The following is a 13,197-nucleotide window of genomic DNA, read 5'->3' as shown; positions in this document are numbered from 1 at the left end:
GTTACGTTCTTTGCCCAGCCGAAGCCAAAGTCTCGCCAAACCCGTGCGCGTGGTTAGCTTCTCCAACTTCCAAATCCAAAATCCCGAGGGCCCAAGCACGAGAGGCCTCGCCTTTTGAACTTATGTTCGACCCTTGCTGATTGGCGATCCATCGACCGGTTGGGACGCCAAAGCCTGTTTTTGCGCGCTGTGTAATGCTGTCTGGCAAGGGGATGCTAGCGGCCTTTGCGAGGGCCTGCTTGCCAAAGCCTGGGCCAAAAGATCTTAAAGTTGGGGCTACTTCTTCAAGCAAAACACGATCCACGAGGGGGGTTCGAATCTCCAAACTTTGTGCCATGCCTGCCCAGTCGGAATCACGCAGCAATTGATTGCGCATGTAGTTGCAGGATTCCAAAGCACTGACTCGTCCCATAGCGGATCTAGGGTCAGGGGTGCAGCTCTCACCGACACGTCCGAGAGGATTCAAACGGCGCAGGCCCTCCGATAGAAGGTCACCATCCAAGATCGTCTTGAGTTCAAAAGGCAGGAACAGACCGCGACGCAACAAATAGGCACCAGGGTAAGTGCCACCATAGGTCAAAAGGCCGGCCAGTTTAGGCGAAAGGCCAGCTTGTTTAAACAAACTAAAGGCTGCGCGTCCCAACGCACCAACCCCGGGGATGGCCGACGGGAGAGATAAATACTTGACCCACTTAGGTAATTCACGGAAGCTTGGATAGCCTGCCAAGAGTTCATCTCCGCCCAAACCTGACAAAGCAACTTTGAGGCCCGCCTCTTTGGCTGCTTTCGAAACGAACCAAGTATTGATTCCATCAATCGATGGCTGATCCATGGTCTCCAGAATCTCAGGCAAGTCGTGCTTAAATTCCGCTTCATCGACCGTGCGAACGACATGCTCTGCCTGATAAAGATTTGCGACTTGGCGAGCCAACGGTGTTTCATCTTCGGTCGTGCCGACAAACTCGGAAAAGGCGAGTGTAATTGCCCGGATTTTTTCCTGACCGGCATCACGCATTAGTCCCAGTAAGGCACCGGAATCGATCCCTGCAGAAAGAAAGACTCCAACCTCAACATCGGCCAATAAGTGCGCGCGCACACTGTCGAGAGCAGCTGATTGGATGCGGGCTTCAATTTCAGAGGGCGAGAAGGAGCGAGTTGTCGACTGAGCTAGGATAGCGGCGATTGATGCATAAGGCTTTGGCGCATGCACGCCCGATCCATCGATCAGTTGTGTGTGGCCAGCGGGCAATTGGCGAATGTCGCGATAGCAGGTGAAGGGCTCGGGTACGCTGCCCCACAAATAGAAACCAACAATCCCAGCTGGCTCTGGTTCTCGGCTAACGTGACCGCCTGCTAAAAGGGCTTTAACTTGACTGGCAAAGCGCACCGTCCAACCATCATCGGCAATATAGAGTGGCTTTATGCCGTAGGGGTCGCGGGCCAAAAACAAGCTGCGGGCATCTCTGTCCCAAATTCCGATAGCAAACATACCCCGAAGGCGGCCTACCATAGCTTCACCTTCGAGGGCGTAGAGGTGCAAGAGTGCTTCGGTGTCCGACGTTGTGCGGAACACGCAGCCCTTTGCCTCGAGGTCACGCCTCAGTTCGGGGTAATTGTAAATCTCGCCATTGAAGACGATGGTGTAACGACCCGAACCATCCGTCATAGGTTGATTGGCACGCTCCGAAAGGTCAATGATTGATAACCGCCTATGACCAAAGCCGATGCGGTGGTCGTTACTCCACCAGGCCCCTACGCCATCAGGTCCGCGGCGGAACATATGGTCACGCGTCGCAACCAATTCCGCCTCGGTCGGAGGCGAAGCAGACGCGTGATAGGCGAAGATGCCATTAATGCCGCACATAAGTGTATTCCTAATCGGACCGACAACTAAACTTCTTTGTTTAGGACATTAAACCGCTTCGCGGTCTTGATCCGTGTGTCACAAAAGTCGAAATCTCGCACAAAAAGTGCGTTTGAATGTCTGCCAAACGGTTCAAGATGAAGGTTGCGCTGAAAAGGATCGTACCAAACGCGTGTGAAGTCGTGTCGAACAAGAAGCTCGGCAATGGCCGGATCGTCGCATTCGGTAGCAATGGCCTTCAAGTTGACTTTCCCAAGCGTCTCATTTGCACCGGCAAAAGCTTCTGGCTCGTATCCCTCAACATCCAGTTTAATGAAGACTGGCACCTCGTTGCCTAGTAAGATGTCAAGAGACGTTAGCTTGACTGACCGCGTTAAGGCGCTTGGGTCATTTGTAACTTGGTTTGTAGTGTCCTGACCAACGGTGAATTGAACCATTCCATGGCTGGCACCGATAGCAACTTCTTCAGTCTGCACCTTACATGCGATTTGATTTACTTCGATGTTTTTTTTGAGATACTCCATAGTTTTGGGATCTGGTTCGACCGATATGGCCCGGGCACCTACTACACGCGAAGCCAGAACCGTGTAGCTTCCTATATTGGCTCCGACATCCACGAAGAGATCGTCTGGTCTTAAGAAGTGTAACAAGAAAGCCATGTCTGCAAATTCATGAAGGCCGGCATAGATGTTTCCGGTTGCGCCGGTCATCCCCTTCCGGACAACAAGTTTGGAGCCGCCGATCCAATTCCATTCAATTTCGGTCCGCAACCGGGATACAACCTGCCAAGAAAGAAAGCGATATAGCGCAGAAAATACGTCGTCTTTAGTCAATGGGTGACCGTTGACAAAATTGATAACGCGCTCGAGGTCATTTTTCATGAGGTTGTTTCGCTTCCAAGTGTTTTGCCGATGAGTTGCTTTGGCGATCTCGAACTAACCACAAGTCCTAGCCAATAAGTGAGTGAGGCAATCAACCAGGCTTCAATGGCTACCGCACCGGGCCTTACAAGGTCCGGGTGTTCAAATCGTGATCAGGTCAAAACCATGACAGACAGAATTACTTCTGAATGTTTTGTCTTTCGCTTTGCTTGCCCACCACCTGATTAGCGAGCTTCTAGTTCATATCCGACAGATATGTAGTATTTTTAGACATACGCCGATCGGGCCTTTGAACAGCAAAGACAGTGCCAACAACGAGCTGGATGCCACGTGCCCCGATTACCGACTTTATGTGACCAAGATTTGAGCAATACGGAAACTTATCAGGCTAATTCCAAAGAGGCTTGATCGATTTCAATAGGAACCCACTGGCTCATGATGTCGAGGAGCAGTCGCGCCCGTTCTCGGCTTGGCAATGCCTCAATCTTTGCAATCTGTCCCGCAAAGGGACCATCCGCGATCCGAACCCTATCCCCCGTGCTGAGAATGGGCATGGGATGAACCAAGCCGCCGCCTTCCACGCGGGCAAACAAAGCAGCCATGATCTCGCCCGGAACTTTTGCTGGGCATTGGTTGAAGCAAACAAGCTGCTTCACGCCAAACGTGCCGTTAATTGGCCGCCAATTCTGTGTGGCTCGGTCAAAGCTGACGAATAAATACGCGGGGAACAGTGCCGCGGTGACCTCTTTGCTTTTCCGTCCAACCTTTATCTTCTTGATGTGTAGGGGTAGAAAGACGCGGTAGCCTTGCCGCTCAAGATGGTCAACAACCAGCTTCTCTTTCCCAGAATGTGTATGGACCAAATACCAATCTGATTTGCGATCCAGATCGCTTTGCTCGTCCATTTTTACGCACTCCACACACGCATTAAGGCGAATTGGTTAGCACTAGAATGGTTAAGAAGAGTAATATTTGGAGTAAGAGTTGTAGTAAGATGCGGAGTCGCCACGAGTGTATTTGGATTGAGCTTTGAAGTCGACGGAGTTGAGAGCGACGCCGCGTGGGGTGATGCGGGCGGATTGGAGTTCGTGGACGGCGATGCGGATGGCGTCGCCGGTGGTTGCGCCCCAGCGGACGACGAGGATAACGGCGTCGGCTTGTCGGGCCATGGTTTGTGTTTCGGCGACGGCGAGTACGGGTGCGGTATCGACGACGATGAATTGGTAGTGGGGTCGCAAGGTATCGAGGAGGCCTGAGAAGCGCTCGAGGGCTTGATCGACGCCGGTGCGGTCGTTGATGGGTTGGGTTGGCAGGATGTCGAGGTCGGTGAGGAGGTCGCGCGAGAGGGCGGCCTCGAGGCGGTCATGATGATTGATGACATCGACGAGATTGGTTTTGGCTTCGAGGCCGGCGATCGTGGCGATGGTTGGCCTGCGAATATCGGCTTCGATGAGGATGGTTTTGGCCCCGGACATGGCGAGGGTTCTGGCGAAGGCGAGCGCGGTGGTGGACTTGCCTTCCCCGGCGACGGCTGACGAGAATAGGATGACTTGGGGGACTTTTTCGCCATCTGGGGCGAGGATGAGGTCGGCGCGCAGTTGGCGCAGGGCCTCGGCATAGAGCGAGAGGGGTTTGACGGCGACATAGTCAGCCGGGCCTTGTCCGCCGGTTGCGGCGAGGTCTTTGACTTCGCGCAGGGTGAGTTTGGGGACGGAGACGAGGCAGGGTGCCCCGGTCCAGTCTTCAACTGCTTGCGGGGTGCGAAGGCCGCGTTGGAGGCTTTCGAGCAGGACGATGAGGGCACCGGCCAGTGCGAGGCCGGCCAGCAGACCTTGGGCGAGATCTTGGGCAGGCTTAGGCGAGTCTGGTCGACCTGGGACTTGGGCGCGCACGATGATACGGCCGTCGGGGCGCTGGAGCTTTTCAAGGTCGGTGATTTGCTGCAGGCGTTGCACATAGCCTTGATAGGTGGCTTCTGTAGCAGTGACTTGGCTTTGTAATTGTTGTTGCACCGAGGCGCGGCGGGTGTCGCGGCCTAGAACAGCAGTCCAACGGGCCAGTTCGGCTTCAATGGCGGCAACACGACGTTGGGCAACTTGAAGTTCGTTAGAGGTGCCGCGTGAGGCACGAGCCACTTCTTGCTGCAATTGGCGACGAATGTCGTTGAGCTGCTCGCGGGCGACTTGCATTTGGGGGTGGGATGGGCCGTAGCGCACGGAAAGTTCAGAGATGCGACGTTGGACTTCGCCTTCGCTGACGCGCAAGGCTTGGACGGCGGGAGACTCAAATGAGTCAACGCCGCTTGGGCCGCTATAGCCTGAGGATCCACGCGCTTGGCGGGCAGCCACATCGGCGCGGGCTTGGCTTAATTGCGCCGACAGACTGCTGACTTGTTGATCGGCTAAGCTGGAGACGCCTCCGCCTGCGCCACCAACATTGAGACCACTGGAAGCACGTTCGGCTTGCAGGGCGGCCGATTGTTGCTTGAGTTGGGCACCTAGTTGATCCACTTGCTGTTGTAGCCAGACTTTGGCCTGACGGGTCGTGGAGAGTTTGGAATCCAGTTGTTCGGCCAGATAGCCTTCTGCGACGGCATCAACGATCCGGGCAGCCTTAACGGGATTAGACGCTGTCATCTTGATGACGATGACGGTGCTGCCTGTAACGGCCTCAACATTGAGGGCGCGGGCTAGAACAACCTTTGTTATCTCAACATGGCGGGCGTCAGGCGCTTGCACAGCAGGCTGATCGGGGGCTGCAGGCTTAGCAGTTGCAGGAGAAGTTGCAGCGGGGGCTTCATAGGACAAATAAGGATTGAATTCTGGGTCATTCTGCAGGTTCAACTGACGTACCACCCGCTCCATCAAAGCTGGCGACCGCAAGGATTGCACTTCATTGGACAGACGCGGGCTAACCGCTTTAACCGCAGCGGTATCTTCACTGGCGATCTGATTGCTCTGATCCTCAATCAGAATGGAAGTTGAGGCGACATAGCGTACTGGGGTCACGGCTGTTTTTACAAAGCCAAGCACCAGTCCCAACACAATGCCTGCCAGCAAAATCGGCCAGCGACGACGCAGCAGATTAAACGCTGTATCTACCATCGTCCCGATTGAGCCGTCATCACTAGGAGCAATTCGGGTGGCACGGGCGTTTGAGTACGACAGCGAGGCTGCGTCCGACATTACTAACTCCAATCACATACTGACACAGGCGCGCTGAGAATGTCTCAGTCAGCCCAGTTTGAATTCTGCTATGATACAATGTGGCCATCCCAAATTGGAACGCTCCACATCGCTTCGACCAGCTTAGGCCTCTCTAGAGGTCCTGAGATGCCTCAAGAACCCTATGGAAGCTTAACGCCGCAGCGACAGACGGACGCCGTAGCGTGTCTCTTCAAAATTCAGGCCAGCCGCATTGTTGGTTTCAAGCTTCTCATTGGTGACGTTAAACACCAAAGACAGCCATTGGGTGAGCAAAAGCGCCCCCGAAGCCGTCAAAGTGGTACGTTCGTCACGGCGCACAACATTATCATACTCAAATATCTCACGTTGCGCGCGAGCCGAAAGTACCAAATTGGAACGCACGTCCCAATCCACTTGCCCACCCAGACCGGTCGTAATGGCTGAACCTGAACCTTGAACGGGAGAATCGGTGATGTTGCGCGTAGCTACCACACCGACCGTCAGCAAAGTCGATGGGAACCATTCCACAGCCGCCCGATACCCAAAAGCTTCGCTGTCATCATAAAGGGCTGCATCAAAGCTTTGCGCCAAATAGCCAACTGCAAGCTCGCCGCGCGCCAAATTGGACAAGTCAAAATTGACCCCAACCATAGCTTGGCTCTGATCGGAATCCCGCGAAGGGAATAATCCACCCGTGCGCTCTTGATAATTACGCGTGCCATAAGTTCCGCTGGCAAAGATCGCCGTGCTGGGTGTTAGCGCAAAGTCGGTGCGCAGGGTCAAAGCTGCCCCTTCCGAATTCCGGTCAATCTGCGACAAGGTGGTGCCATTGGTCAAAGGCACAGGATCAAAGCTGACGTCACTGACATCCACATTGGCCGACAGACGCGTGCGGGTCAGTTCCCACACACCACCTACGGTCAAAGCGCTCGACTCAAACTGACCAGGCTCTGCCACATTGACGGGCAAACCGGCTGTCGAGCGGCTTTCAGTACCTTCATAATAGCGATAGGCCGCCTGCAAATTAGCCCCGCGACGAATGTCTAGGCGTCCAGCAGCCTGCAGCTCAAGATCGGTTGAATCTTCGGTCGAGAAATCCTGATACACCGTACCCGCAACCCCTGCCCCAAAACTCACCGCATGGCGGCTCCAATTGGAGGCCAAGGTCATGCGCGGACGAATGATATAGCCCGTATCGCTTTGGCCATTGGTGCTGGCCCGTTTGGCATTGTCGGTCTGGAACGTATCATAGTCGATCGTCGGGCTGAGGATGAAGGCACCCAAACGCACATTGACCGGCTCTAATGGCAAGCCACTGGCAGATGCGCGCGGCTTATCGCGTACGCCGCTGTTACGACCCCGATCCACAAACTGGCCACGATAGCTCGACACCGATGTGCTCGAGCCAACCGCTTGCAGAGTTCCAAACTGGATCAGGGTTGGATTGGGGTTAATAACCTGAGCGAAAGCCAAGCTCGGCAGACCCACAAGGCCAGCAACCAGTCCCATTTGTATCGTTCGCATCATCTCGTTCACCACACTCACGCTGTCTCCAGCGTCGGATTGATCTTCAACAGACTTAAAGCCTGTCCCCATAAACTTTGTTACAACCAGACTTTCAAAAGTCCTTCTCTCCAATGGGTCCTAGCCCATCAGAGGCCTCATCAAGGCGCTGGTTGATGGCTTGAGCCTGTGTTGGCACCGGTTCCAGCTGGCGGCAAAGGCAGGCCCGTACCGCCCCCAGTATCCCCCGTTGCCGACCCCAAAGACGCCAAAGTCAATGACCGCAAGCCACGAAGCCCTGCTTGATCACCTTCACTGCACCATAAAGGAATCCGCTCTGGAGCCCGCTTGCGCAATTCCTCCAGCAATTCCCCAGATGGGCATTGGTTCAACAAGCGCGTCAACGCATCAACCACAACCGCAGAGCTGGCCCCTGAAGCCTCAATCGTCGCCGATACGGCAGGCACTACAGGCTGGTTCGCGCTAGCCGCTGCTTGGATCGCGCTAATCAACTTCATTTGTAGCGATTGGGATGTTTCTGCCGCACCCGCAACACTACCAAGACCAAGAACTGCCATTCCAGCTAGGCCAATCATCAGTTTCTTTATCATTACCAATATCCCCACCTGACTTCTCAGTCAGCTCTCAGGCAATTGCCTAGTTATTATCAATGAGCAACCTTTAAGAGTCCAGTCTTACCTAAAGAAACAAAAGCTGTTCCTTTAGCTTTGTCTTACCGCACAACTTTGATCCTGCGGATCAAAACGCGCTTCAGTCTGTCTTACCGCGCAACTTTGATCCTGCGGATCAAAACGCGCTTCAGTCTGTCTTACCGCACAACTTTGATCCTGCGGATCAAAACGCGCTTCAGTCTGTCTTACCGCGCAACTTTGATCCTGCGGATCAAAACGCGCTTTAGAAAAACCTCTCAGGTACTCGGATCGTGTCACCTTTTTTCACGACCAAATCATTGGTCAGTCGATAGCGCTTCTCTTTTGCTTCTCCCGCATGGCGAATAAATACCGTGCGCGTATCTGCACGCGTCGTAAATCCACCCGCCAAAATCGCCGCCGTCGTCACAGACAGGCCAGGACGCATCGGAAACTCGCCCGTACTCGCCACTTCCCCCATGATGAAGAACGATGACTTATCCACCCGCAGCGTATCCCCAGACTGTACCAACGCACCCGAATCAAACGGCACCGCAATCTCCTGATCACTGCCCGCACGCTTCACAAACACCGTCTGCGTATCGGCCAATTCCGTAAAGCCACCCGCTTGGGCCACCGCCGTACGTACCGTCAATCCAGGCGGAATAGGCTGCTCACCCTGAGTGCGAACCTCGCCATAAATAAACATCGCCGACTTCTCGATCCGGATCGTATCCCCCGGCATCACCGGCACGCCACTGCGCACCACGACCTCTTCTTCACCAGCCGAACCCTCCCGGCGAATAAACACACGCTGGGTATTGGCCAAAGGTGTAAAACCCCCCGCTTGGGCCACCGCATTCAACAATGTCAGTCCCGACGCAAACGGATGCTCACCCGGCATCTTCACTTCCCCCAACACAAAGATCGGACGGAAGTTCAATATCTGCGCACTCACACGCGGATCGACCAAATAGCCATTTCTCAGGCGGCGCTCTACTTCGCGTTGGAACGTGCGCAAATTCATCCCCGCCGCTGGGACCTCTCCCACCAAGGGCAACGACGCCATCCCGGCAGAATCAATCACAAACTCGCCTGATAAATCCGCCTCGCCAAACACAATCAACCGCACCCGGTCGTTGGGAGCCAAGACATAATCCAGCCCCGTGCCCGAACCGCTAGCCGCGCTCGCTTCCTCTCCAGACACCTGACCCGATGTCTGCTGCATGCCCGTCTGGTTCTCTCCCGCACGAACCAGCGGCACAAATTGTCTTTGTGCCTGACCCTGATTCTGGCTCTGAGCCTGAGCCCCGGCCAGCCCAAAGCCAGCATTCAGCCCAAGACCGCTCATCACCACGCACAAAGCCAGCAACAAACCGCCTAAAACTCTCTTCATACCCTCACCAGATACAAGCATTGCTCTTCCTTATTAGTTTTCTCGCGGGCTCCAACCCGCTCGGGTATCTTCTCATAGGCCCCAGCCCATTTGATTTTTGTTTCTTCTCTTTCTGATTTCCTCACAGGCTCCAACCCGCGAGCAGTTAATTACAATATCCGACGCAAGTCCAAAACCGCTCCCGCCGTCCGCAACAATATGTGAAAATCCATCCCCGCGTGACAATGCACCGCATAAAACGCATCATAACGCGCCTTCGCCTTCGGCTTCACACTGTTGCGACCATTCACCTGCGCCAATCCCGTAATCCCAGGACGCACACTAAAACACTCCGGAAACAACGTCCGCCGGATCTTCGTCGTCGGATCATTCCCCAACAACGGACGCGGACCCACCAAACTCATATCCCCAACAACAACCGACCAAAGCTGCGGCAGCTCATCAATACTCAGCTTCCTCAAAAATTGACCAATCGGCGTCAAATATCCACATGTCGCATCAAACGCCTCTCGCGGCATCGATGGAGCCTCAACCTGCATCGTCCGAAACTTCGGCATCATAAACATGCTGCCACCAAGCCCCACCCGACGCGACCAATATAAACCAGGACCCTTACTCGTTACCTTCACCGCTATCCATACACATAATAAAAATGGCAACAAAAACAACAATAAAGAACCGCTCACCCCCAAATCAAACCAACGCTTCGCACCATAGCCGTTCACACGCGCACCCAACACGTCTCCCTCACCATAATGCCCCTCCAACCTCTCTACACTCAAAACCCTTCCCCTCATCCTCTCATACCTCTTCTTACCAACGAGGCGTGGCGTGATTTTCGAGGCATCAAGTTTTTGGGTAATGGTTAGGCGCGATAATCCACGCCCTGAGGCATTCGACACCAATCCAGCTCTACGACGTGACATTAATAAACTCACAAAATTCTATGCTTGTCCCTAGCAGGTCCTCAATGATGTTTTCAGGAAAAAATCGCAAGTACAAAAGGATTGACTTGTCGCATGATGAATCGGATTACCTATGGTGGAGACATCGCCAAAATTTGAGATTAAAATAGAGCCAAGCCCCTATTTAATCGGTACTTGAACATGACAATCATTAGGTAAACTTGAAATATTTTGAGCCGGGAGAGATGACAAATTGGTCAATGCAAAATCGCTTTCAGCTCATTTTGATTAATAATGTGGCAATTCAGATACGGAACCCAAAATGGCTAATCGGCTTGAAGTGATTAAAGATCGGCTCCAAAATGACTTAGTCCATTGCTGTTCATTCAAATATCCTTATCTGGAACCCAAACATGCATTCGTTGGATGACGAAATCTGAAGGCAAGGCAAATGCGCACGATTGGCATAGGCACCATAGGGATTACTACCATTGGGACGGCTTTGGTGATCGCTGGGAGCTTCTTAGCATTTCAGTCGTGGCGTGGTGAGCGAGCCGCTATCGGCCTTGATATCTATGCTGGACTTGCTTTGGGTCCATCGGCAAAGGCCAAGATGGACCAAGCTGCACTTGACCTTAAAGAACCACGCGATGCACGCCTGTGGGAGTTAGAGGCTGACCGTCTGATTAAGCTCAATATCGATGCTAATGCGACTGCAGCAAGAGAGGCCTTGAGGCGTGCTCGACAATTAGCACCCATGCGACCGTCAATCCGCATGAGGGAGACCTATTTGGCTCTTCGTAAACCGGAAACGCCAGATAAGTTCAACGACCTATTTCTGGCTTGGTACAAGCTGGCACCACATGACGTCACACTTCAAGACTGGCGGCTTTCGATTGCAGCAGCTGGATGGGGGCGCTTGGCTCCGGAGGCGCGGCTTTTGGCACTTGCTGATGCCGAGAACCTATGCATGCGCTGGGGACGACAAAAAACTTTAGATTTTGTTGCAGCAGCTGGGCAAGGTGCCGCGTTAGCTACCGCTCTAAGGCTCGAACGAGCTAAACAGAAGTGTGCCGGGGGTTGAGGCTGCGGGCTTTGCCCCCTGAATTGCCAACAACACGCGTTCGTTGTTTTCGGGGAGTCTTCCCACCGAGCCCACCGCAATACCCGAGTATGAACGACCACAAAGCTGCAATGGCAGGTATCGACATAGGGAAGTCGAAGAGACTTTGAACAGCGGCAGCCATTGCCCCAAGAAGTAAAGCTGCTGCCAAAGTAGGCGCGGCAGAACGATTTCGCAATCCATTTGCGGCGAATATGCAAATGCCGCCAATCAAAATTGTCCACGCCACCAAACCAAGCACACCCGTTTCGGATGTGATTAAAAGAATTGAGTTCTGTGGCGTGATCACAATCAGCGATGAAGCTTCAATTGGTGTATCGCGGAATGGCTCCATGGCGCGCGCAAATGTACCCGCACCCCACCCCAAAACTGGGCGCGTACCTGTTAGGTCGAGACCCGGCTGCCAATCACTAAACCTACCGTCGAACCCCTGTGTTAAGTCCAAAGGTCTAATTGATAGACCCAATTGCTCAGCAGAGTTCCAAATGATTAGCAAAACAAGCAAGGCAGCAAACCCGAACAGACTGGTTTGAACGCGAGAGGCCGGACGCAAAAGCCAAGCTAAGCCAAACAAAATTCCAAAGGACAGAAGCCACGCCGCGCGGGACATGGTGAGATAGATGCAATAGCCAGCACCAACTGCGATTAGCAGCGCCAGAATTCGGACCCAAACCCTCTCCTTGCCTTTGTAAGTTCGGCTTTCCGACAAGAAGACACCAACGCTGCAGGCAAAGAACATCACCATCATGATTGCGAAAGTATTGGCATTCAAAAACGTGCCTTCCATCCTTATCGAGGCTCGCTGATCCGGTAAGTCAAAAAGAGCCACCCGCGAAAGATACCCATCAAAGGCCTGGAAAAACAGAAATGGCAACATGATCGCTACGAGCAGCAACACAATTTCTCGCCGCTGGCGGTCAGCGGCAAAAAGCGCACCAAACACAAAAAACGCTGCCGCAGACCCCATTGCTACGATCGCACGGAAGGTAAGATCAGGATCTACTGTAACCGAATCCCTGCGTCCCCAGAGCTCCAAATTTCCCGATAGGAAAGGGATTGGAAGCAATTGAATGATCATAATCATCCAAACTGCCAAAAGGCCTATGCCTGCCCATTTCCAGTCTCGCAGCTTTGCTAAAGCGTCCAAATTGCTTCGATCTAACAAGGCAAGGACCAATGCAGTTGATGCAGCAGTTGATAACAACATCGTATCAAGCGGCGATTCTGCGCCTTGCCTGTAAATTGATGCGAAGAGTAGGCCGACCACCAAACTTGGCCATAGCCACGGACGGATGACTTCCTGCCAAAGCTGCTCAAATTCCGAAGGTCTGCGAGGCATGGCTATCGTACTGCTTCGAAGGTCATTACTGGTCTCCTGAAGTCGTTTGGATGATCCAGTTTTCACTATCCAAGTCTCCAGCTGGCATCTATCCTATGCCCGATCAGTTGTGATCTTTTCACATTGGCCGCATTTGCCTTATTGGCGTTTAACTAGCAAGGCCAGAGATGTGGAACTCAAAGCATGCCCGCAGCAATGTCAGGTTAAGGCAGGGTTCATCTAGGCCTCAATAAGGTATAAGATTGGTATCAACCCCCGATGCGTGGTCTGGTGCAATCATAACAGTCTTATTCATTGGCGGCATCGAAATTGCTTATCTTTCGTAGGACTTCTCATTTCTGGACCCAGCAG

The 13,197-nt window shown here is 53.4% G+C and carries 10 protein-coding genes; 1 reads left to right on the top strand and 9 read right to left on the bottom strand.

What is annotated here, in order from left to right; genetic code table 11:
* Position 1: 1 nt before the first annotated feature.
* From asnB to IOB61_RS08730, 8 genes are all read right to left on the bottom strand, one after another.
* Positions 2 to 1,864, bottom strand: a complete 1,863-nt coding sequence (gene asnB, locus IOB61_RS08765) for an asparagine synthase (glutamine-hydrolyzing) (protein WP_290815213.1) — start codon at positions 1,862 to 1,864, stop codon at positions 2 to 4.
* Positions 1,865 to 1,890: 26 nt separating this feature from the next.
* Positions 1,891 to 2,745: an FkbM family methyltransferase gene (locus IOB61_RS08760; protein ID WP_290815211.1), complete on the bottom strand. Its 855-nt coding sequence runs from the start codon at positions 2,743 to 2,745 to the stop codon at positions 1,891 to 1,893.
* A gap of 383 nt (positions 2,746 to 3,128) precedes the next feature.
* The gene (locus IOB61_RS08755) at positions 3,129 to 3,650 is read right to left on the bottom strand and encodes a transcription termination/antitermination NusG family protein (RefSeq protein ID WP_290815209.1); all 522 of its coding nucleotides are present in this window, start codon (positions 3,648 to 3,650) and stop codon (positions 3,129 to 3,131) included.
* A 51-nt stretch (positions 3,651 to 3,701) separates the two neighbouring features.
* A complete protein-coding gene (locus IOB61_RS08750; protein ID WP_290815207.1) occupies positions 3,702 to 5,930 on the bottom strand; it encodes an AAA family ATPase in 2,229 nt (742 codons plus the stop codon).
* A 171-nt stretch (positions 5,931 to 6,101) separates the two neighbouring features.
* The gene (locus IOB61_RS08745) at positions 6,102 to 7,457 is read right to left on the bottom strand and encodes an outer membrane beta-barrel protein (protein ID WP_290815204.1); all 1,356 of its coding nucleotides are present in this window, start codon (positions 7,455 to 7,457) and stop codon (positions 6,102 to 6,104) included.
* A gap of 137 nt (positions 7,458 to 7,594) precedes the next feature.
* Positions 7,595 to 8,044 carry a hypothetical protein gene (locus IOB61_RS08740; protein ID WP_290815202.1) on the bottom strand — a complete coding sequence of 150 codons (450 nt, stop codon included), beginning with the start codon at positions 8,042 to 8,044 and terminating at the stop codon, positions 7,595 to 7,597.
* A 304-nt stretch (positions 8,045 to 8,348) separates the two neighbouring features.
* Complete coding sequence (locus tag IOB61_RS08735; RefSeq protein ID WP_290815200.1) at positions 8,349 to 9,479, bottom strand: SLBB domain-containing protein; 1,131 nt, start codon at positions 9,477 to 9,479, stop codon at positions 8,349 to 8,351.
* A 149-nt stretch (positions 9,480 to 9,628) separates the two neighbouring features.
* Positions 9,629 to 10,204, bottom strand: a complete 576-nt coding sequence (locus IOB61_RS08730) for a sugar transferase (RefSeq protein WP_290815198.1) — start codon at positions 10,202 to 10,204, stop codon at positions 9,629 to 9,631.
* A 631-nt stretch (positions 10,205 to 10,835) separates the two neighbouring features.
* On the opposite strand from IOB61_RS08730, the gene IOB61_RS08725 reads away from it, so the two are divergent.
* The gene (locus tag IOB61_RS08725) at positions 10,836 to 11,468 is read left to right on the top strand and encodes a hypothetical protein (RefSeq protein ID WP_290815196.1); all 633 of its coding nucleotides are present in this window, start codon (positions 10,836 to 10,838) and stop codon (positions 11,466 to 11,468) included.
* Here IOB61_RS08725 and IOB61_RS08720 read toward each other — a convergent pair.
* Positions 11,443 to 12,912 (bottom strand): O-antigen ligase family protein, encoded by a 1,470-nt coding sequence (locus IOB61_RS08720; RefSeq protein ID WP_290815194.1) that lies wholly within the window; start codon positions 12,910 to 12,912, stop codon positions 11,443 to 11,445. The genes IOB61_RS08725 and IOB61_RS08720 overlap by 26 nt on opposite strands.
* Positions 12,913 to 13,197: the final 285 nt, after the last annotated feature.

The organism is Aquidulcibacter sp. (assembly GCF_020253525.1).
In the GTDB taxonomy this organism is placed as follows: Bacteria; Pseudomonadota; Alphaproteobacteria; order Caulobacterales; family Aquidulcibacteraceae; genus Aquidulcibacter.
This window is presented reverse-complemented; position numbering and strand designations above follow the sequence as displayed.

Excerpts from the sequence above, each read along its gene's own strand:
- IOB61_RS08750 (WP_290815207.1), bottom strand. The coding sequence starts at position 5,930 with ATGTCGGACGCAGCCTCGCTGTCGTACTCAAACGCCCGTGCCACCCGA.
- IOB61_RS08755 (WP_290815209.1), bottom strand. The coding sequence starts at position 3,650 with ATGGACGAGCAAAGCGATCTGGATCGCAAATCAGATTGGTATTTGGTC.
- asnB (WP_290815213.1), bottom strand. The coding sequence starts at position 1,864 with ATGTGCGGCATTAATGGCATCTTCGCCTATCACGCGTCTGCTTCGCCT.
- IOB61_RS08725 (WP_290815196.1), top strand. The coding sequence starts at position 10,836 with ATGCGCACGATTGGCATAGGCACCATAGGGATTACTACCATTGGGACG.
- IOB61_RS08740 (WP_290815202.1), bottom strand. The coding sequence starts at position 8,044 with ATGATAAAGAAACTGATGATTGGCCTAGCTGGAATGGCAGTTCTTGGT.
- IOB61_RS08735 (WP_290815200.1), bottom strand. The coding sequence starts at position 9,479 with ATGAAGAGAGTTTTAGGCGGTTTGTTGCTGGCTTTGTGCGTGGTGATG.
- IOB61_RS08745 (WP_290815204.1), bottom strand. The coding sequence starts at position 7,457 with ATGATGCGAACGATACAAATGGGACTGGTTGCTGGCCTTGTGGGTCTG.
- IOB61_RS08760 (WP_290815211.1), bottom strand. The coding sequence starts at position 2,745 with ATGAAAAATGACCTCGAGCGCGTTATCAATTTTGTCAACGGTCACCCA.